The sequence below is a fragment of the Undibacterium sp. Ji49W genome, from assembly GCF_049340205.1.
GTDB lineage: Bacteria > Pseudomonadota > Gammaproteobacteria > Burkholderiales > Burkholderiaceae_D > Undibacterium.
On sequence record NZ_JBMPOW010000031.1, the window covers coordinates 24,238 to 45,395 of the forward strand.

Sequence of the window (21,158 nt, forward strand, 5' to 3'; positions counted from 1 at the left end):
GCCGTCGCTCTATTTCCCGATTTCTTTCATTACGATGTTGGTCAGTTCTTCCACCACATCCTTGTCGAAGCCCTGTTCCAGCAAATGCCATTTGAAAACATTGCCGAATTGCGCTTTTTTATAAATGTTCAGGCGGTGTTCAAGCCTGAAGTTGTGTATTTTCTGTTCCAGCTGCTGCAAGATTTTTATACGCTTTTTGAACGTTTTGTCTTTTTTTGCAGCAAGCTCTGTTGGCATTTGAGCAACCACAAATTCAGCCAGTTGCAGGCCAAATTCCTTTGCCTCTTTCGCGCTAAACCAACTAATCATGACTTTCCCTTTTGTGTAACCAAAACCGACTCATTGCAACGATAGTTGACAGGTGACGCCATGCTCTCGCCTGCACTCACTATCATTATACTAATTTATCAAAAGCCCCAAGTGGATAATTCTGCCGGGTAACATGTGTGGGAAATGCTGGCCGTTGGCCCCAACAAACGACCTGCATAAAAAAATGCCGCTCAGTGATTCACTGAACGGCATCGGAGTGGGGCTTGCGCCCCTGCTGCTTGTTAATTGCGTTAGCTGCTTATTACATTGATTACTTGAATACGTAACCGACGTTCAGACGGAATGCACGGCCATAGGCATTGTGCAGGCTGTCGTTATAACCGCTGGTGGTGTAGCTGGAGCTAGGATCGTAAGGCGCTTTGGAATCCATTGCGTTCAGTACACGCACACCTATCGTCACATCTTTGAAGCCTTTGTAGGTGTATCCCAGATCTACTGTAGTCCAGCTGGCTACTGCACATTCAGGCACATACGTCAGGTACTTGGCAACGCCACCCAGTGAAGTGGCTGTTGCTGGCTGGCCGCTGCCATAATTGCAGTAAGCGACAGGATAGGTTTCAGCCGCATTGGTGTAACGCATCAAAGAAACGCCGCCAACAAAGTTGATCGCACCGTTGACTGTATGCGCTTGCTTGGTCCAGGAAGAAGACAGGCTGGCACGCAAACGAGGAATATCGCCAACACTGGTAGAGAAGTTGGAAACACCACCGCGTGTACCGACCAGATTGGTTTCAGGATCGCCCGGTTTTTCTGCACGACGGAATTCTATCGTGTAGGAAGTACGGAAACGGGTATCGAGCTTGCCGTTATCACCCAGGTTGTTACGCATCGCCATTTCGACGTCAACGCCGCTAACCACGGTACTGCCCTGGTTGACGTAGTTACGCAACAGAGAAATCAAAGGGCCGGAATTCGGGATCACATTGCCGTTTTTGTCTTTGACAAAATTGACAGGGTTGGTATCACGAATCACTGTACCTGGATATGCATCCTGGTTGTTCAGGATCAGTGTGGACGACAGGGCTGCCACTTCATCTTCCTTACGGATGTTGTAGTAGTCAACCAGGATGTCGAAATCACGTGTAGGTGACAAGATCATGCCCAGCGAGAAGCTTCTGGATGTTTCTGGCTTCAGGTTAGGGTTTTGACGGATCAGCGTCGAAATACTTCTGGAGCAGTCGGTATTGTCGGCACCAGTCAATGGTGTTTTGCCGTCCGGGCAGCGGATAGGATCAACCAGGCTGTTCAGGAAGGTCTGTGTACCACCAGCAGTAACCTGTACCAGTGCCGGCGCACGGAAGCCTTGTGCATAAGTCGAACGGAAAGCCAGAGAATCATTCACAGTCCATTTTGCGCCCACTTTTGGCACGAAATTGGTTTTGAAACTAGGGTATTTGTCGACACGGCCGGCAAAATCCATTTCAAAGTTTTTCAGGAACGGTGTACGTACTTCAAAGAAAGCGGAAGTCACATTACGTTGGCCCTGAATGAACTGGTTTGCCAGACCCAGGACCTGACCAGAGCTGGTCAGGTTATCTGGTTTCAAAGTCATTTTTTCCTGACGGAATTCCAGACCAGATGCAAAACCGATTGCGCCACCTGGCAGGCTACCGAATTCTGTACTTGCCTTGAAATCAGCTTGTGCGATTTCAGCAACACCAACGCTCTTCAATGCACGGCTCAGGTTAGGCTGTTTGGCAACGTCGGCCAAAGACATGTTCTGATCGATCAGTTTTTGTACTTCTGGCAGCAACAGGAAGCCATTGGAAATATCAGTACGCTCGGAACGGTTCCACAATACGCCAGTTTCCCAATCCCAGTTCTTGTAACTACCTTTCAGGCCGGACGCAAAACGCAGGGCTTCATTGGTCGTGTTGGTGCCACCTGCGACGTTTTCAAAGCGATAAACAACTGCAGCACGGCTGGTCGGGAAAGGATTGTCAGGATGGCCTACCGGCAAAATTGCCTGGAATGGTGTACCTGCGCCGGACAAGGCAAATGCTGTGGAAGGTGTACGGCCATCGATAGAGCGTGAACCACCGGTGTAATCACGGTCTGTCTTGCTGTAAGCCACTTCGGCAAACGCTGACAAAGTGTCATTGATTTGATAGATGCCGCGAGACATCGCGCTGATGTCCTGGCCTGCGCCCTGAACTTCGGCAAAATCGTCAAGGTTATAGTTACAGAATTGACGATTGTACAATGCGCTGGTCGTGGCAATATTGTATTGTGCACCGCCAGTGATCAGACGTGAGGAATCGCAATTGGTACGGTTGACAACGTTGGCGTCATTGGCAGAGAAGAAAGTCTTGCTGCCTGGCGTACGTTCGCGATAGAAGAACGGCTGGTTACTGATGCTGCTGGAGTAAGGGGACAAACGGTTGTTGAGCGTGCTGTACAAGCCTTTTTCTACGTCGTTGGCATCCTTGATCGCTACGCGGTCGCGCTTGGAAAATTCAGCGCTGAAAGTGACGTTGTAGCCGTCTTGTCCATAGTTACCAAAACCGGCGGAAGCGCTGACACTTTTCTTTTTGAACTGGTTGTCATCATTCGCGCCCATGGTGGCGTTCATCTGCACGCCCTGGTAATCGCTCTTGGTGATGAAGTTGATAACACCGGCAATCGCGTCGGAACCGTAGACGGCAGAAGCGCCATCTTTGAATATCTCTACACGTTCCAGCATCGACAGAGGGATACTGTTGATGTCATACAGTGTGGACTGACCCTGATTTGGGTTAGCGTATGCAGATGGTGTCATGCGACGGCCATTCAGCAAAATCAGAGTGGAACTGGAACCCAGACCACGCAGGGATGCTGTTGCCACACCACGAGAAAAACCGCCATCAACGGCGTCAAATGCACCGCCACTACCCAGAGCTGGTATAGTGCGCAGCAATTCGGCCACCGTGGTGGCACCACTTTGGCTGATATCTTTTGCTGTCAGCGTCTGGATAGGAGATGTACCTTCCTTGTCGATACGCTTGATGTGTGAACCCGTTACTTCAATTTTTTGAATTTTTTCAGCTGGTTCAGATTTCACGTCTTGCGCCTGAGCACTTGCCAGTACGCCACTGGACAGCATTGCCAACGCCAGCTTTACGGCGTAAGCACATTTCTTCTCTTGATAAAACATTCAATCTCTCCTTGGTAAATCGGGGATAGGTTCAAACTGCGAAAAAAGACAAATCCGGCAAGTTCTAATGAACTGAGATGCCGGATCGTGGTCGAACCAAAGCGATGCTTAAACTACGATGCGCAAATGCACAACGATGCGCAAAAAAGTGTAAAAAGCCTGCAAATTTACTAATAAAAATTGATATTTATCAGCGCATTGACTACAAGCAGGTTGTTACACTTTGTTTCATGCGTGTATGATCCCATTACAGTTTCATTACCGTCCAATGAGAATTTGGCAGAAAAATATACCCATATCGTTATGATTGATTCGTTGCCCATAGAAAAGTATTTTGCTCGCCACCTCAAAATCAAGCACCTTCGCTTGCTGGTCGAACTGGCTGACAAGCAGACGGTTGCTCAGGTTGCAGCTTCTTTGCATGTCAGCCAACCGGCCGTTTCCAAGATGCTGGGCGAGATGGAAGAAGGGATAGGGGTCAAACTGTTCGAAAGAGCTGGGCGTGGTATAAAACCAACACCTTCGGGCGAATGTCTGATCAAACATGCAAGAGAAGTCTTATTCAATTTGCAAAAAGCGCATCAGGAAATGCGTTCGCTGGCCACCGGCACCGTCGGCAAGGTCACGGTGGGTATTCTGAGCGTGGTGTCAACCACCATCATTCCCAAGGCTGTCAAGATACTCAAAACCAACTGGCCAAATGTGACCATCCGCATCATGGACGGTACTGTAGACCAGCAATTGCAGGATCTGCGCGAAGGCAAGCTTGACATCGTCATCGGCCGTGTGTTTTCTGAACGTGCTGCCGAGCATCTGCAAGAAGAAGTGCTGTACGACGATCCACTGGTGATCGTCACGTCCAGTAAAAATCCGCTGGCACATCGCGACAATCTGACCTGGAAGGATTTGAATAATCTGCCATGGATATTGTCGGTGGAAGAATCACCGACCTACAAGCGCATGGTCAACCTGCTGGCCAAGAATGGGGTCAGTAAACCAACCGATGTGATCGAATCGGTATCCCGTTCGGTCAACCTGCCATTGCTGATGGAGCCACCACGCCTGGGTCTGCTGTCTTTATCGGCAGCCCGCCAGTCCGTGGCGGAAGGGGTATTGCAAATCCTGCCGCTAAATTTGGGACCATTGCCCAGCCCGGTCGGGATGATATGGAACAAGACCCGGCCATTGTCCCATGCAGCGCTGACTTTTCAGGATTGCGTACGTCAGGCTTCACTGACTTATAAGAACATGCTGATCAGTTGATCAGTTGATCACCGGAGCATACTGAACGATCCGAACGGTAGCCAAAGTCAGCAAACCGTCACAAGCCAGCTGTTCACGACAGATTGCGGTGAAAGTCTGTCGTGAAGAAAGCGGTGCTGATTTACAATGTCGGCAGTTTCTTCGCCTGGACAGTCAATGCAAACAGATCAATTATCTTACGGTTCGGATCAGTCAGGACTCATCTGCGGTTATGTTTTTGCCCATGAGCAGCCCGGCAAACTCATACAGACCAAAGATGCTCTCGAATGGCTGCAATCCAGACATAGCGCTACGGATAATTCCTTTATCTGGCTGCATTTCAATCTGTCGAATGTAGCGGCAGAAAAATGGCTGCATGAACATGCCGATTTGCCCGAAGAATTTTATGAAACCCTGCACGAAGGTTCTCGCTCCACCCGCATCGAACATGCCGATCACAGCCTGATTGCGGTGGTGAATGATGTGCTGCATGACTTCGCCTTTGAAGCATCCGACATTGCCACCTTGTGGCTGAATGTCACCGGCACCATCATGATCAGCGCCAGGCGCAAGCCGCTGCAATCGGTGGACCGTCTGCGCAATGCCGTCAACCAGGGTGAGCATTTCAGTTCACCGACCGAATTGCTGACGCATTTATTGCGTGACCAGGCCGACGTCCTGATCGGCATCGTACGCAATGTCATCAAAAAGATTGATGACATCGAAGACCATTTGCTGGCAGACCGCCTGAACCACAAGCGCGCCAACCTGGGTGAACTGCGTCGTGTGCTGGTACGCCTGCAAAGGCTGCTGGCACCAGAACCGGCAGCCCTGTTCCGCCTGCTGCAAAGACCGCCAGTCTGGGTAGCAGAAAGCGATGTGCAGGAATTGCGCCAATCCACCGAAGAATTTGCGGTCGTGCTGAGCGACATGGCGTCGCTACAGGAACGCATCAAACTCTTGCAGGAAGAAATTGCCGCCAGCGTCAATGAACAAAACAACCGCTCCCTGTTCGTGCTGACCATCGTCACGGTGCTGGCCCTGCCGATCAATATCATCGCCGGCCTGCTGGGCATGAATGTCGGCGGCATACCGCTGGCACAGCATGAAGACGGTTTCTGGATCGTGGTTGCCATCGTCGCCACCTTTACCGTCATTGCCGGCTGGCTGGCATTCAAGAAAAACAACAAGGACTAGGAGCAAATGATGCGCGTCACCTTTCTTGCCATCCTGATGTGTCTGAGCCTGCTGGCCTGCGGAAAAAAAGAAGGCAGCGCTGGCGGCGGCAATGCCGCCGAAGCGGGCAGAACAGACGGCAGCAACAAGACCCTGGCCTATGCACACTTCCTGGAACTGGAAGTGGACGAACAGAAAATCGGCCCCATGCATGCAGCAGCACAGCAATTCTGCCTGAACCTGCAAGCTGAACAATGCGTGATCCTGGAAGCCAAGCTCGATACAGGACGATATGCCAGCGCCCGCCTTAAATTTCGCGCCAATCCGGCTGGCATCCAGAAATTGCTGGCCAATTTGAACAAGCAGGGCGATGTCATTCACCAATCCGTCACAGCTGAAGACCTGGCCGCGCCCATCCAGGATAACCAGAAAAAACTGGCCATGCTGAATGATTACCGCACCCGGCTGGAAGCCCTGCGCAGCCGTGCTAACGCAGATATCGACGCCCTCATCAAGACCAACAAGGAATTGGCCAGTGTGCAGGAACAGATAGAATCCCTGTCAGGCAAGCGCGAACAACTGATGCAGAGAGTGAACACCGAACTGCTGAGCGTGACACTGACGCCGGACAATAGCCACTCATTCAGCCAGCCCGTCAGACAGGCACTGTCCGGATTTGCTGGCAATCTGGCACAGGGTGTCGCTGCCGCGATTACCGGCATCGCCTATCTATTACCCTGGTCCATCGTCCTGTTTTTCTGCGCCTGGGTAGTACGCTGGTTGTGGCGGAGGAAGAAAGCCACGGCACCCAAGCCATAAAAGCCATTGTCTTCAGGTCTGCCACATTCATTTCCATGAAGGAGCATCCCATGCGCAAGATATTGTCCCGCCTGTTTTTTTCCAGCAACCTGGCTTTCGCAGCACTGCTTGCCTATACGCCAATGGCTGCGGTGGCAGCGGATGCTGCCGTCAGCATTCCTGATCTGGTCAGCCAGGTCATGCAGACCGAACGCGCGTTTGCCAAGACCATGGAAGTTCGTGATCACCAGGCCTTCAGTCAGTTTCTGTCAGAAGAAACCATATTCTTTTCAGGCAAAAAGGTCCTGCATGGCAAGCAGGAAGTTGCCAACGCCTGGAAACGCTTTTATGAAGGCTCAACCGCGCCTTTTTCCTGGGCACCGGAAACCGTCGAAGTCCTGAATTCTGGCCAGCTGGCACTCAGTACCGGGCCAGTCAAAGACCCGCAAGGCAAAATCGTCGCCACCTTCACCTCCATCTGGCGTCAGGAAAGCCCGGGCGTCTGGCGCATCATCTTTGACAAGGGCAATGATGTCTGCGATTGCGCCAAACCCTGACTAATCGCGGAAAAACCGGCACTTATCCACAACATGTGATGGAATTCGGGCATAAAACCCACAATTTGGTGTATTTATAGCTATTGTTGCAAAAAACTGTTGTACCATGTGCAATACATAACTTACATACTTATGCTTACATACTTATGTTGTGCACAGGGATGACTATACTGCATGAGGGTTCAATATAAAGTGGGTGAAGACGCCGGACCTCAAGAGATGAGCTGTCTGGCAAGAATAAAAAATCAAATGACAGGGTCTGTCATCAAGAAACGGGCGTCATGACTGATATTCATACACAGTTCATTGAGCTTTCCCAATTGCGCATAGGGATGTTTGTGTATCTTGATGTCGGCTGGATGGACCACCCTTTTCCCGTTTCCAATTTCAAAATCAGCAATCAGTCGCAAATCGACACCATACGTTCACTGGGTCTTGAGCGGATTCGCTATGCGCCGGACAAAAGTACACCCGAAACCGATGGCGACAAAACAGCACTCATAACACCTGAACCACGTCCACAAGAAAGTGCGGCCAGCCATGCGGCCAGGCTAAGACGGGAATTACTGGCCAGCCAGCAAGCCAGTCTACAGGTATGCGAACGCCAATTCGCCCACGCTGCCCAAACCTTCAAACAGGTCACGGATATCGTCCATGCACAGCCAGTCACGGCCAGGGAACTGACCGAGCAATTGATACAGGGCTTTCTGGGAGAAATACTGGGGGAAGATGAAGCCGCCATTCGCCTGCTGTCAGAAAAAGCAGGAGAAAAAACCTCGCTGCATTCCATCAACGTGACCGTCATTTCCCTGTTGCTCGGGCGGGCACTGCACCTGAGCAAGGCCGACATGCTGGACCTGGGAATCGGTGCCATCCTGCACGACATCGGCAAGATAGAATTACCAGACCGCCTGCGCTGGCAAGATGAACAATTCAATCATGCCGAAAACCAGCTCTACCATGACCATGTCATGCATGGCCTGAATCTGGCGCGCAAAATGGGGCTGTCACCCAACGCCATGCTGCTGGTTGGGCAGCATCATGAATATGCCGATGGCAGCGGTTATCCGCGCAAAGTCAGCGGCGATAAAATCAGCCCTATCAGTCGTATTGTGGCCCTGGTGAATCTGTATGACAATTTATGCAATCCAGCCAACCCGGCGCTGGCTGTAACGCCACATGAAGCACTGTCACAGATTTTCACCCAGCGCAAAGCGCAATTTCATCCGGCCACACTGACCGCCTTTATCCGCATGATGGGCATCTACCCGCCGGGCTCCGTAGTACAGCTGACCGATGAACGGTATGCTATGGTGGTATCGGTCAATTCTGCCCGCCCGATCAAACCCAAGGTCGTCATCCACAGCCCGTCCGTGCCGCGCGAAGAAGCCCTGGTCATCAATCTGGAACACGAAAAGACGCTGTGCATACACCGCAGCCTGAAACCCTTGCAATTGCCAAAAGCCGCCTACGACTACCTGTCACCGCGCAAGCGCCTGTGCTATTTCTTTGAGCGTGGTCTGGAAATGGGACCAGAGACCGAAAGCGAGGCGGCGTCGTGAAGGCCCATCAATGGCAGGCGCTGATAGAAGGCATGCTGGAAGCCATCCTGCTGGTTGATCCCATACAGTTGCGCATAGTCGCTGCCAACCGCGCCGTCCATCAATTGCTGAAAATGGTACCAGACACCCTGGTCGGGCGTGGCATCATAGACCTGGCGGCGGCACCGGAGGATGTATTTTTTTGGGAAGACGTGGCCGCCGGTCTGTCCGACAACATCCACTCAGAGACCCTGTTGCAACGTGCCGATGAAACCATCGTGCAGGTGGAAAGAAGAGTCAGTCTGGTCAAGGTCGGCATGGATGGTTCCATCTATGTCGTTGCCATCCATGATCGCTCCAGCCAGAGACAGGTGGAAAATGAATTGGAAAAACTCATCGCAGAATTAAGGGCGACCCTGGAATCAACAGCAGACGGCATCCTGGTCACTGATCTGGACGGTGCCATCCGCAGTTACAACCACCTGTTTGCCGAACTGTGGGGCCTGCCCGACGATTTGTTGACGCAGCGTGATGACGATGCCATCTATGCCTGGATGGACAAATGCATGCTGGACGCCAATCACTACACCGAAAGACTGGGCACCATCACCCGTTCGCCGCTGATGGAAGCCACCGATGTACTGGTACTGCGTTCAGGCAAGATACTGGAGCGTGTCACCCTGCCGCAATATGCGCGGGGCCGACCGATAGGCCGCGTCTATTCCTACCGTGATATTACCCAAAGGCTGGCCGACGAAGCCCGTCTGCAACTGGCCGCCAAGGTCTTTGAATCCAGCACCGATGCGATCTTCATCACCGATGCGCAACAAAAAATCATCACCACCAATCCCAGCTTCGAAAGACTGAGCAGTTATAGCGAAGCGGAAATGGTGGGCAAGACGCCGAAAGACTTCTTTTGTGAAGAAGGCAATGCCGAACAGGTCGAAAACCTGCTCAAGGAACTGGAAAACCTCGGTTTCTGGGAAGGTGAATTGTGGATAAGGCGAAAGAATGGACACGCCTATCTGTGCATGATCTCGCTGGTCAGGGTTGTCGATATGCAGGGCAGGGCACTGAACTACATCGGTTTTTTCAAGGACAGGACAGAAACCCATGCCGCCAAACAAAAGATCGAGGAACTGGCATTTTCTGATGTACTGACCGGCCTGCCCAACCGCCTGCTATTGCAAGAACGCATCAAGCAATCCATCACCATCTCCAGCCGCAACAACAGCACGTTTGCCCTGCTGTTTCTTGACCTTGATCACTTCAAGCAAATCAACGACTCTCTAGGCCATCCTTTTGGTGACCGCGTCTTGCAACAAGTCACCGAAAGACTAAAAAAATGCATACGCCAGGTGGACACGGCATCGCGTCTGGGTGGTGATGAATTTGTGCTGTTGCTGCATGAAGCCGATGCCGAAGGGGCAGAGATCTGTGCCCGGCGCGTGCTGGATGAATTGTCGGCACCGTTTTCCATGGATGGCATGAACTTCACCGTCACGTCCAGCATCGGTATCGCACTGTACCCCGCCGATGGCAGCAGCATGGCTGACCTGATCAAGAATGCCGACAGCGCCATGTACTACGTCAAGGAACGAGGCCGTTCTGACTTCCGCTTTTACCAGCGCCAGATGAATATCGGCCTGCTGTCACGCATGAAGATGGACCATGCCATGCGCCAGGCGCTGGAACATAATCTGTTTCGTCTGCATTACCAGCCGCAAATAGAACTGAAAACCGGCAGGCTGCTGGGTGTCGAAGCCCTGCTGCGCTGGACCGACAAGGATTTGGGTGAAGTCAGCCCCGCACAGTTCATCCCCATCGCCGAAGAATCCGGCGTCATCGTCCCCATCGGCAACTGGGTCATGCAAACGGCCATCCGCCAGGCTGCGCTGTGGAATAGAGATGGCAAGCAGATACGGGTCGCCATCAATGTATCGGCGCTGCAATTCCAGCAATCGAATTTTGTGGAAAGCATTGCCCTGGCCTTGCAGGAAAATGACCTGAAGCCAGAATGCATAGAACTGGAATTGACCGAATCCATCCTGATACGGGATGCTGAAGAAGCCCTGAAAAGATTGCAGTCGCTGGCCGACCTGGGGGTAAAACTGGCGATTGACGATTTTGGCACCGGCTATTCCAGCCTCAGTTACCTGAAGCGTTTCCCTATCTACAAACTGAAAATTGACCGTTCGTTTGTCGATGCCTTGCCCAGCGACGAAAGCGATGCCGCCATCGTCACAGCCATCATCCATCTGGCCCAGGCCCTGAAATTGCGCGTCCTGGCAGAAGGTGTGGAAACCATAGAGCAACGCGACTTCCTGCAAAAGATGCTTTGTGATGAAATGCAGGGTTATCTATTTTCTGCCGCTGTATCGGCAGAGGAATTTGAAAAACGTTATCTGTCCTGAGCAATCAACTCAAACACATAGGTTCTTTTATAAAGGTGCTTTCCAGTAACGGGAATCATCACGTATCTCAGCAATTTGTTCTGAAGTCAGATCATTGCTGACCAGTTCACGGCTGTCCATGGCCATGCTACCGACCTTCATGCTGGCTTTCAACAGATAGGTATAACCGGTCATCATGTCACGCGTTACACCGTCGCCATGCAAGTAGCGCAATCCCATCTGGAACTGGGCTGTAGACAAGCCCTGATCTGCTGCCAGGCTTTCCCAGTGTGCCGCCAAATCGCCATTTTTATCTACGCCTTCACCTTCCTGATACGCCATCGCAAGATGATGCTGGGCACTGGCATTGCCCTGCTGGGCTGCCTGTTGATACCAGAATACGGCTTCTTCGTGATTCACTTCGACACCCTTGCCGGTCGCATACATATAACCAAGCGCCAGTTGGGCAGATGCCATACCTTGTGTTGCGGCCCGGCGGAACAGGCGGAAAGCCTGGGCTTCGTCAGCCTCTTCACCTTCCCCCGTCAGATACATGACACCGAGGTTCGCCTGAGCACCAGCATGTCCCTGATCGGCTGCCTGCTCTAGCCAGTAAGCGGCTTCCTGGCGGTTTTGCATGCTTTCTTCGCTGTCCAGATACAGCAGGCCCAACATATTCTGTGCCTGCGTGTCACCCAGCAAGGCCCAGCGACGAACTTGCATTTCATCATCAAAGTCATCGTCACCCAGGGCGGATGCGCAAGACAGCATGATCGTCAATACCACAAACAGATGTCGCCACTTTTTCATATCGTCCTCACCTGTCATATTGCCTGAACCCCGATGCTACGCTGCTCATATTTCTCGCGTGTTTCGCCACTGTTGGAATAGGTAACAAAATGTAGCCAGAAAGCCCATATTTGCGGTATGCAGAGGCGAACAAAGGGTAAACTAGGCAGACGAAGAGACCCTGCCAGCACTTACTTACAAGGATAGCCAACGTGACCGTCACCAAAAAGCTACGCATAGGATTAATCGCCAACCGCTCGCACCAGGACGCAACAAATTCTGCCCTGGTACAGCTACTACACGGCGCTGGTCCGGCACTCAGGCATTTGCAGGCGGAACTGGTCATCGTTGGCCGCACTCTGGATGCAATCATTTCCCATGGCCTGCTGGACGCTTGCCCCAGTGTAGAACGTTTTCCTTACGGCAGGGAAGGTGGTTTGATGAAACTGGTGTCCCGTGTCGTCGACACCGATCCGGCACGGGCGGTGGATGCGGTGATTTATCTGATCGACCCGGTTGATCCGTCTTCTGTTTTCCCCGAGGCGCAGGCGCTGAAACGCCAGTGCGTCATTCATCGCAAACCCTTTCTCGCTACGCTGGCCAGCGCCCGCGAATGGCTGGAACTGGAAGCCACGGCAGCCGGAGCCAGTATAGATACCCGCCTGAACGACAGTTTTCAACTGGAACAGGAAGGCATCGCCCTGATCGCCCATGATGCAATGAAAGAAAGCATGCTGGCCATGGCAGAAAAACATTTCGCCCTGCTGGACAGCTTTGCCTATCGCTACGCCACCGGCACCACCGGCGGTTTGCTGAACCGCCTGGCGCAACAAATCAAGGGGAAAGAGGCTGGCAAAAACTGGGCACGACCATTCTTGTCCGGCCCCCTGGGTGGTGACGCGCAACTGGCAGAACTGGTGCTGGATCGCCAGATACGTCGCATCCTGTTTCTGGAAGACCCGCATGTGGCACGCCAGCATGAAGCCGACATCCAGTTACTGGAAAGAGCAGCCCGCACCGTCACTGACTTTTCTCAGGTTGTCAGTGAAGTCAGTGGTGCGGACCGCTGGCTCAGCTTGCTTACCCACAGAGTGGCAGGCTGAACGATCAGGCTGCCGTAGCAGTTGCGACAGTAGCAGCAGCCGTAGTGCCAGCAGCAGCGTTCTGACCCGACAGACGTTTCAGTCTTTCCAGCGTGGTTTCACCGCTGGTGTCACCCTGGGCAACCGATTTACGGATAGCATCGATCTCGGCTGCCTGATCCAGCGGTTTTTGCGTGATGTCGGCGACGATGCGCAAGCCAGCCGCTTCGTTGCTGACATTCTGGGCGCGCCGGGTCAGCGCATTCAGCGCCGTCGAATGACTTTGCATACCGGACAGATTGCTCAGTTGTTCCTGTCTTTCCACCCGCAATTGCTGGAGGTCTTTCTGGGCTTTTGCCGCTGCCAGATTTTGCAGAGCTTTTTTGGCCGCCGCATCAAAATCTGCCAGTTGCCTGGAAAAGGCATCAACGATTTTCTGCAACTCGTTCATGTATTCCTGCGCATCGGCTTCTTCCTGCATTTCCACAGGAAGACGGGCCTTGTTGGCTTCCAGCTCATCACAAAACAGGCTGACTGTTGCTTCAGAAATTTTACCTGCTGCCAGACGGTCTGCCAGCGTTGCCGAGGCTTTTTCATCATTGGCGATCAGCTCACGCAGACGCACGACATCGGCATGTTCCTTGTCGAAAGAGGCACGTGCTGCCGCCAGTTTTTGCGCTGTTTCGCGCAGGGTGGCTGCCAGTCGGTCACGATCGGCTTCTGTTGCTGTTTCCGGATCAAAATTGGCGATGGCTTCTGATACTTTATCGCCCAGGGCACCAAAGTGTTTGGAAATCAGACGTGCGGTCAAGCCCCAGCCATTCAAGTTACTCATGTTACTTCCTTTCAGTGTGTGACGCGGTCGGTGTTGTGCTTCGAGTGTTGTGCTGTGAGTGCTGTACTTCAGCGGTTTTACTTCAGGTTCGGTACTGCATAAAAACGGTGCTATTGCACCAGTAGCCTTTCCGCTTCCAGCGGCAAGGCAATCATGAAATCGACGTGGATGCCGCGCTGTGTGGCGTCGCCATCCTTGCTGCGCAATATCTCTGTGCTGATCAGCAATAATTCTGTCTGTCCTCCCTCTGGTCCCAGGTTGCGGCGATACGGCATGAACACCACTTCCTGTTGCAGGCCATGCTGGCCACCGGCATCATCAATGCGGGTTTCCATACCTTTGACAGGTGCCACAAATTCCAGCCCCGGGTCACCCATATCGCGCTCATACAGCAAACTGTCAGCATCGGCAAACACAGCATCCAGACTGGACTCATCCCAACCTATGTCGGCCAGTTGCTGACGCCACAGGCTATAACTGCGGTCACCCAGGCCAGACCCGTTTTCGCCGAGGAAGGCTTGCTGGTCTTCCACCGTTTCCGGTATCACGCGGGTCAGGTGACTGCAATACAAAAGCTCTTGCAACTGGTCATCGGCATCGCAATACAATTGCAGGAATTTTTCACCACCTTCGGCATCGGCATTCAGGTAATAGCGGTACATCTTGCCGCTGACCGGCAACTGCACGCGACTGATAGCCACGATGCGGGTTTCAGCTTCATCCGGCATGACAATCAGCGAACCCTGACTGATAGCGCGTATCAATGGTGTCTTCTGCAAATTCACCACGCTGCCCAGGCGTGCACCCAGGGGCAGGGCGGCATCCTGGCGGCCGCTTTCTGCATGCCTGTCTTGGGGGTTTTGCTGGTTTTGCTGATCAGCGTCCTGCCTGCCGAGAATTTTTCCTACGTATTGGTATGCATCTTTCCAGGCCATGGTATTAATTTCCTCCCAAACTGTAATGTGCTGCAGATGTCTGCTTACGGACTGGTTTGACAACTCTCCAGATTTTGTAAATGAGCCAACCAAGGCCACCCAGAATCAGGCTCCATATCGCCAGACGCAGCAGCTTCCAGCCTGTGCCTTCTTCCTGTACGACACTGGCAGGCTGGGCATTCGCGACTGGCAGGCTGGTATCACTGATACCACTGGTACCACTGGCGCTACTACCATCGCTGACTACACTGCCTTGGCCAGCAATCGGTTCCAGCTGGCTGGAACGTGGCCCGGCAGATTCGGCAGCCGCCGGATGACTGATCATGCTGCCCAGCATGAAACCCATGAAGGCACCCGCCATTCCGCCACCGATGCCACTGCGCTGCACGATCACAGGTGCAGGTGCTGGAGTGCTAAATCCGGTAGGGCGGTTCATGTTGGCTGTATTCGCAGTGGAAAATCCGTTGTTGGCCTGATAGCCGCCCACACCACCATTACCGACATTGCTGCCAAAACTATTGTTGGTATTGTTGCCAGCGCTGTTACCTACACTATTAGTGGCACCATTAGCCGTGTTCAGCGGTGGCGGAGTAGATGGCGAGGTAGCGGCCTGCTTGCGCGCATCCATACTTTTCAGGGCGTTGGCCTGGGCCTGGTTTTTTTGCAGGTCACGGTTCAAGGCTGAATCAGAATTTCTGCTGGTCGCCGGTTTGCTCGTGTTGAAACTGCCAAACGCTGTGTTCGATGGTTTCGATGGTGCAGGCTTGCTCATGCTTCTTTGTGAAGAGAAACCGCCCTTGAAACCCGTAGACGAACCACCGGAACGGCCAGCCGCATTGACCGTATTGGCCATCAGGGGCAGAATCAGTGCCATCATGATGATTAACTTGTGATAAAAATTGTTCATGGTCCTGGTCTATAGAAAAAAGATTAAGCTCTCTGTACAATCCCTCATCGCTTGATGGATGTCATCATAGTGAGCAAAAATGCAAAGATCATCGGTAATAAATTAGGGAATTCACCATGACACGGAAATATTCGGATATGAACCAGCACGACGCCCTGTACAAGATAGCGCGCGCATATCCTGGCGGTTTGGAAGCACTGGCCAGCAAGATGGGGGTCTCGGTGAATGTCTTGCGCAATAAACTGGCACCCGGCATAGAGTCGCATTACCCATCGTTTGAAGAACTGTCCATCATCGTCGAGCATTGCCACGACGCTGGCGTCAAAGACGCCCACCTGCCCTTGCATGCACTGCTCAGCCGGCATGGCATGGCTGCCTTTGCCATTCCGGAACCGGACCAGGTCAGTGAAGACGATTTGTCGCAAACCGTATGCCGCGTCATGAGCCGTGTTGGCGATGTGGCCGAAGCGGTATCTACCGCCCTGCTCGATGGCGTGATCACCGATGCCGAAGCCGATCTGATAGAAAGAGAATTCCAAAGCGCGTTGACGGTGCTGGGTGAATGGCGTGCGCGCATACGTGCACATCACAGGCAAAGAGACTAGTACGGATTGACCTGTCTTTTAGGCAAGCAAACAATTTTGCTCAGCAGCATTTCCTCTGCTGATTTACAATAGTGGCCTGCCTCAATACAAAACAGCCGCCAGGCTGCCACCATCATGTCCACTGAACCAACGAGCCAGCGGCCCGCATCCCTTGCGGATTTGTATATCTCTTTTACTCTGCTGGCATTGCAAGGATTTGGTGGTGTACTCGCCATCGTGCAGCGTGAACTGGTGGAGCGCAAGCGCTGGCTGACCTCAGAAGAATTCGTCGAAGACTGGGCCGTGGCGCAGATATTACCGGGCCCCAATGTCGTCAATCTGTCCATGATGATAGGCCACCGCCACTTTGGTTTGCCGGGTGCCATGACGGCACTGGCCGGCATGCTGTCCATCCCGCTGTTGCTGGTACTGGTGCTGGCGGTGATCTATGCCCAGTTTGCCCAATACCCGAGTGTGGTCGGTGCCTTGCGCGGCATGAGCGCCGTGACTGCGGGCCTGATCATCGCCACTGCATTGAAACTGGTGCCGGCATTGAACAATAACCCCATGGGCAAATATATAGCGCTGGCCTTCAGTGCAGTTTGCTTTGTCGGTATCGCCCTGTTCCGTCTGCCACTGGCCTATGTCCTGCTGGTACTGGGTAGCCTGGCCTTTGCTCTGGTGTACCGGAGATTGAAATAATGCCGGATACCGCCCACGCCGTCTTGCAGATTTCCATGGACTGGAATGACTGGTTACAGTTGTTCCTGCATTACATGATGCTATCGCTATTATCGATAGGCGGAGCCGTTTCCACCTTGCCCGACATGCACCGCTATCTGGTGGCGCAACAGGGCTGGCTAACGGATGCACAGTTCAATGCATCGGTATCAATAGCCCAGGCAGCGCCCGGCCCGAATGTATTGTTTATCGCCCTGATGGGCTGGAATGTGGGCATGAATGCCGGCGGCATGTGGACTGGCTTGCTGGGCGTGCTGGTCACCATGACAGGCATCCTGTTACCCAGCACCACGCTGACTTACATGGCCGCCAGTTGGGGCCACGCCAACCGTGAACTACGCAGTGTGCGGGCATTCAAACTGGGGCTGGCACCCATCGTCATCGGCCTGTTGCTGGCCACGGGCTGGATCATGGCAGCATCGCACAGCAAAGCGGCGCAAGCCTGGCCCTTGTGGGTGTTGACGCTGGTTTGTACTGTCGTGGTCTGGCGTACCCGTCTGCATCTCTTATGGCTGCTCGGTGCGGGTGCCATTCTTGGCTGGTTTGGCCTGATCTGAAATGGCACTCCGCTACATTGCTTAGTTAGTGCTTAGTTAGTGCTTGATTAGTTACTGCTTAATCACACAAAACCCAGGTTGCGTGCGCTGACGTTGTAGTTGACCAGATTCGGTAACAACATCAGCAAATCACTGTCCGAGACCCCCAGCCATTTACCCAGCGTGGCCGCATACTGATCGACGGAAGTTGTTGGCAGCAAGCGTCCCTGGCCCACATCGTCCGGCCCATTGCTTGCCACGATGGGTGCCGTTCCATAATAGCGCTGGCCATTCACCGCACCGCCCAACATGAGATGCATGCTACCCCAGCCATGGTCGGAACCATCATTATTGCCACTGAGGGTGCGGCCAAAATCTGATGCCGTGAAACTGGTCACCTTGTTGGCCACGCCCAGTTCCTGGGTCGCCGCATAAAAAGCCGACATGGCATCGGCCACACTAGTGAGCAAACCCGGATGGGTCGACACCAGGCCGTCATGCGTATCGAATCCGCCCATCGACACAAAAAACACCTGGCGTTTTGCACCCAGCGCACTGTTACAGGAAATCATGCGCGCCACCATTTTCAACTGCTGGGCCAGATTATTGTTTTCATCAAATGGCGTGGTGATTGCCGGTGCACCAGCCAAAGCTGAAGTCAGCACACCGTTCGCATCAATCGACCGTTTGCTGACCCGCGTATATTCATTTTCAAACAAATGCGTACGGTTTTGCGTCACCAGGTTTTGCAGGGCGGCAGAGCAAGCTGCGGACCCAAACAGTGGTGCCTGCAAACCATTCATGGGCACAGACCCATTGGTCGACACCTGATACTGCACCGCAGTCTGGCCGGACAAATACACTGCATTGCCAGACACGTTGACGCAGGTGAACGTGGCATTGCCATTTCCCGACTGAAACAGATCACCCATGCGACCACCCCAACCAGATGTCGCACCCTCAGGCGCGGATGATTGCCATACCGATTGCTGGTCATTATGCGAAAACAGCTTAGGTGGCAAAGGCACGGTCTTGTTGGTGTATTGCAGTTTACTGGTAGGCTGAACCAGCGTGCCTACATTCAGCAGCACCCCCATCTTGCCGGCATTAAAAATCGGCAGCAAAGGTGCCAGTTCCGGGGCCAGCGCATACTGGTGACTCACACCCGCACTGTCCACCGGCGCAGCCAGTGGGTTCAGTACTGTGCCACCCAGGCGATCGCGACTATAGGCCAGGGTGGGGCGCAATTGATAATAGGCGTTGTAATTGCTGCTGTCATACGGCACCAGGGTATTGCCATAGTCGTTGCCGCCATACAGAAAGACACAGACGATGGCTTTGTAGTCATCGGCATTGGCGGCAGACGCTTCGGCCATGGCAGCCAGGTTCAATGCCCATGGCGTAGCCACACCGGCTATCGACAAGGCAGAAGCGCGCTGTAAAAAAGCGCGGCGGGATGCATTCATCGTGCTTGGATTTTTCATGATTATTCCTGTTGTCTATTTATTTAAGGACGATGAATTCGGGCGCAGCCAGCACCAGCGTCAGCGCCGCATACACACGCTGCTTGCGCCGGTTATCGGTTCCTGCCGGCATGCTGTCCACCGCCGAGCGCAGGCTCAGCAGGGTATCGCTGCTCAATTCACCGGACGCCAGCACCAGGTTAATTTCATCCAGCAGCGCACCGGCAGTGTCGGCCAGTGGCAGCAGGCTGCTGTAATCGGCATCCACATCGCTGACACCATTGCTGACTGCATGCTGCATGTAATTGACGTAACCAACCACCGAGGATTCATTGGTGATCTGGAACTCCGGCGCCACCAAAGAAGCGTTTGCAATCGCACTGTTTGGCGGTACATAACCGGGCCGGAAGAAATTGAATACCGACGGTGACCGCAAGGGGCTTTGTCCTAATTTGGTCGCCGGGTCTGAAGTATTGCCAAGATTCCATAAGTCATTCGATGCCGTAGCCTTGTAAGCACGCGCCCAGCCAAGAAAACGCAACATGGGTTCACGCAGTTTGCCAAACTGCACATCGCCGGGATTAAGGCTGCTACGTGCCTCGCCGTCCAGCAAAATAGCGCTGATCACTGCTTTCAGATTACCCTTGGTGCCAGTACCGTCGTTATTGAATACTGCCGCCACCCTGGCCACATAAGCAGGTGCAGGATTGCTGGTCACCAGTCTTTGTATCAGTTGACGGCTGATGAAAGGGGCTACGTTTGGATGCGCAAAAATAATATCCAGCGCTGCCTTCAATGCATCTGCACCACTAAGTCCGGCGGGCACGGTATTTTTCAAAAAAGTAGAAGCCCCGGTTTCATGTCTGCTGGCGACCTGCATCATCGGCCGGCGCATAAAATCTGGTGTGTCTGCCCTGCCGCCAGCCAGATCAAAATCCCAGCCGGTAAAGATGCGCGCCAGGCCAGTAATGTCATCCAGGGTATAGGTTTCTTTGGGCTGGCCATTGTCCAGACGTGGCGTACCGTCGATGTTCAGTTCCAGCAAACCGATGCTGAACAACTGCATCAGTTCGCGCGCGTAATTCTCATCTGGTAGTGCACCTGTGATTGGGTCATATTTGGTATTGCCACGGAAAGTCAGATACTGTCCCATGGCCGGGCTGGTCGACACCATTTGCAGCAGATCGCGATAATTGCCAAAACAATTGGTTTCCAGCATGTCCAGCCAGGCAGCAGCAGAAAAGGCTTTCCAGCCACCACCGATCAGACCATCAATCGATACCACGATGATTTCTGACAATGCCAGCGTCACACGCTGGCGCAGGGTGTCAGGTGAGCTGATGAGCTTGCGCCAGGCCGTCGAATCAAAACCCGCCTGGGAATTGCGATAAGTGATCGCATTCAAGCCTTTGGACACCAGCCAATCCCAGCGGCTGCCATTACCAGGCAGGCTGAACTGTTCTTCCAGCCAAGCCGCAAAACCCAGCGCCTGTACGCGGGCAATCTGCTCACGATTGGCCCCCAGGCTGGCCTGAGCCAGAAAGCGCGACGCTTCAGCAGCAGAAATACTGATACCGGGAGCCGCTGATGGAACCGGGGGTGCAGGTGGGACAGGTGGTACTCCTGCTGCTGTTGCTGCGGCAGAATTGGCAGACTGACTGTCAGTAGCACCACCGCAGGCGGCCAGCAAAGCGCAGGATGCCAGGGCCGCCGCCGTCAGGACAGCGTGGCTAGTGCCATTCTGGTCATTATTGACATAAACCGGTGTTTCCTGATCCAGCTTGCGGTCTGTCTTAACACTTGTAAATTGCCCATCCATGTTTTATCCCCGGTTGAAAATCAGGCTGGCTTGCGCAGGCTGACTTGACTGAATTCCAGGTTTTAACATTAGAGGAAACCGACAAGTCTCTCATTACTGATTTGTAAGCAGTTGTCAGGAGATGTGAGGATTTTGCATATATTTATGCGATAAGCAGCCGTAAACATGAAACTGACAGCAGCATTTGTTACACTTTCGTTTTTCGTCATGTGGTCTAAAATAGAAAAGCCCACTGTAGACAATCTTTGTTACAGGCGTTAAGCATAGTTTGAGGTATGCTTGCCACCTTGAAATTCC

Annotated in this window: 18 protein-coding genes; 10 read left to right on the forward strand and 8 right to left on the reverse strand. The window is 53.1% G+C overall.

The window, feature by feature from the left end; all coding sequences use genetic code 11:
- Positions 1-9 precede the first annotated feature (9 nt).
- On the reverse strand, positions 10-309 hold the full coding sequence (locus tag ACO0LK_RS26255; protein ID WP_422980408.1) for a hypothetical protein: 300 nt from the start codon (positions 307-309) through the stop codon (positions 10-12).
- 271 nt (positions 310-580) lie between these two features.
- On the reverse strand, positions 581-3,463 hold the full coding sequence (locus ACO0LK_RS26260) for a TonB-dependent receptor plug domain-containing protein (RefSeq protein WP_422980409.1): 2,883 nt from the start codon (positions 3,461-3,463) through the stop codon (positions 581-583).
- Between the two features lie 303 nt (positions 3,464-3,766).
- Here ACO0LK_RS26260 and ACO0LK_RS26265 point away from each other — a divergent pair, with 303 nt between their 5' ends.
- The 6 genes from ACO0LK_RS26265 to ACO0LK_RS26290 all read left to right on the forward strand — a co-directional run bounded on the left by ACO0LK_RS26265 (position 3,767) and on the right by ACO0LK_RS26290 (position 11,191).
- The gene (locus ACO0LK_RS26265) at positions 3,767-4,726 is read left to right on the forward strand and encodes a LysR family transcriptional regulator (protein ID WP_422980411.1); all 960 of its coding nucleotides are present in this window, start codon (positions 3,767-3,769) and stop codon (positions 4,724-4,726) included.
- A 156-nt stretch (positions 4,727-4,882) separates the two neighbouring features.
- Positions 4,883-5,902 carry a transporter gene (locus tag ACO0LK_RS26270; RefSeq protein ID WP_422980413.1) on the forward strand — a complete coding sequence of 340 codons (1,020 nt, stop codon included), beginning with the start codon at positions 4,883-4,885 and terminating at the stop codon, positions 5,900-5,902.
- Between the two features lie 9 nt (positions 5,903-5,911).
- Positions 5,912-6,700 (forward strand): DUF4349 domain-containing protein, encoded by a 789-nt coding sequence (locus tag ACO0LK_RS26275; RefSeq protein ID WP_422980415.1) that lies wholly within the window; start codon positions 5,912-5,914, stop codon positions 6,698-6,700.
- 50 nt (positions 6,701-6,750) lie between these two features.
- Positions 6,751-7,236, forward strand: coding sequence for a YybH family protein (locus tag ACO0LK_RS26280; RefSeq protein WP_422980417.1), 486 nt, complete (start codon positions 6,751-6,753; stop codon positions 7,234-7,236).
- A gap of 281 nt (positions 7,237-7,517) precedes the next feature.
- Positions 7,518-8,798, forward strand: coding sequence for an HD-GYP domain-containing protein (locus ACO0LK_RS26285; RefSeq protein ID WP_422980419.1), 1,281 nt, complete (start codon positions 7,518-7,520; stop codon positions 8,796-8,798).
- Entirely contained in the window at positions 8,795-11,191 is a 2,397-nt protein-coding gene (locus ACO0LK_RS26290; protein ID WP_422980421.1) for a sensor domain-containing protein, read from the forward strand. Before ACO0LK_RS26285 ends, ACO0LK_RS26290 begins: the two co-directional genes overlap by 4 nt.
- A 27-nt stretch (positions 11,192-11,218) precedes the next feature.
- Here ACO0LK_RS26290 and ACO0LK_RS26295 read toward each other — a convergent pair whose 3' ends face one another.
- Positions 11,219-11,980: a tetratricopeptide repeat protein gene (locus ACO0LK_RS26295; RefSeq protein WP_422980423.1), complete on the reverse strand. Its 762-nt coding sequence runs from the start codon at positions 11,978-11,980 to the stop codon at positions 11,219-11,221.
- 191 nt (positions 11,981-12,171) lie between these two features.
- Between ACO0LK_RS26295 and ACO0LK_RS26300 the strand changes: the two genes are divergently transcribed.
- Entirely contained in the window at positions 12,172-13,062 is an 891-nt protein-coding gene (locus tag ACO0LK_RS26300; protein WP_422980425.1) for a methylglyoxal synthase, read from the forward strand.
- Positions 13,063-13,066: 4 nt separating this feature from the next.
- On the opposite strand, the gene ACO0LK_RS26305 is transcribed toward ACO0LK_RS26300, so the two are convergent.
- The 3 genes from ACO0LK_RS26305 to ACO0LK_RS26315 all read right to left on the reverse strand — a co-directional run bounded on the left by ACO0LK_RS26305 (position 13,067) and on the right by ACO0LK_RS26315 (position 15,718).
- Positions 13,067-13,876 carry a hypothetical protein gene (locus tag ACO0LK_RS26305; protein WP_422980427.1) on the reverse strand — a complete coding sequence of 270 codons (810 nt, stop codon included), beginning with the start codon at positions 13,874-13,876 and terminating at the stop codon, positions 13,067-13,069.
- 110 nt (positions 13,877-13,986) lie between these two features.
- Positions 13,987-14,811: a DUF2491 family protein gene (locus tag ACO0LK_RS26310; RefSeq protein WP_422980429.1), complete on the reverse strand. Its 825-nt coding sequence runs from the start codon at positions 14,809-14,811 to the stop codon at positions 13,987-13,989.
- A gap of 4 nt (positions 14,812-14,815) precedes the next feature.
- Complete coding sequence (locus tag ACO0LK_RS26315; RefSeq protein WP_422980431.1) at positions 14,816-15,718, reverse strand: hypothetical protein; 903 nt, start codon at positions 15,716-15,718, stop codon at positions 14,816-14,818.
- Between the two features lie 116 nt (positions 15,719-15,834).
- Here ACO0LK_RS26315 and ACO0LK_RS26320 point away from each other — a divergent pair, with 116 nt between their 5' ends.
- The 3 genes from ACO0LK_RS26320 to ACO0LK_RS26330 all read left to right on the forward strand — a co-directional run bounded on the left by ACO0LK_RS26320 (position 15,835) and on the right by ACO0LK_RS26330 (position 17,600).
- Complete coding sequence (locus ACO0LK_RS26320) at positions 15,835-16,323, forward strand: phage regulatory CII family protein (RefSeq protein WP_422980433.1); 489 nt, start codon at positions 15,835-15,837, stop codon at positions 16,321-16,323.
- Positions 16,324-16,437: 114 nt separating this feature from the next.
- Positions 16,438-17,004 carry a chromate transporter gene (locus ACO0LK_RS26325; RefSeq protein WP_422980435.1) on the forward strand — a complete coding sequence of 189 codons (567 nt, stop codon included), beginning with the start codon at positions 16,438-16,440 and terminating at the stop codon, positions 17,002-17,004.
- Positions 17,004-17,600, forward strand: coding sequence for a chromate transporter (locus tag ACO0LK_RS26330; protein WP_422980437.1), 597 nt, complete (start codon positions 17,004-17,006; stop codon positions 17,598-17,600). Before ACO0LK_RS26325 ends, ACO0LK_RS26330 begins: the two co-directional genes overlap by 1 nt.
- A 62-nt stretch (positions 17,601-17,662) precedes the next feature.
- Here the strand turns inward: ACO0LK_RS26330 and ACO0LK_RS26335 are convergent, their stop codons facing one another.
- Positions 17,663-19,063: a DUF1501 domain-containing protein gene (locus tag ACO0LK_RS26335; protein WP_422980439.1), complete on the reverse strand. Its 1,401-nt coding sequence runs from the start codon at positions 19,061-19,063 to the stop codon at positions 17,663-17,665.
- Positions 19,064-19,082: 19 nt separating this feature from the next.
- Positions 19,083-20,861 carry a DUF1800 domain-containing protein gene (locus ACO0LK_RS26340; RefSeq protein ID WP_422980441.1) on the reverse strand — a complete coding sequence of 593 codons (1,779 nt, stop codon included), beginning with the start codon at positions 20,859-20,861 and terminating at the stop codon, positions 19,083-19,085.
- Positions 20,862-21,158 lie beyond the last annotated feature (297 nt).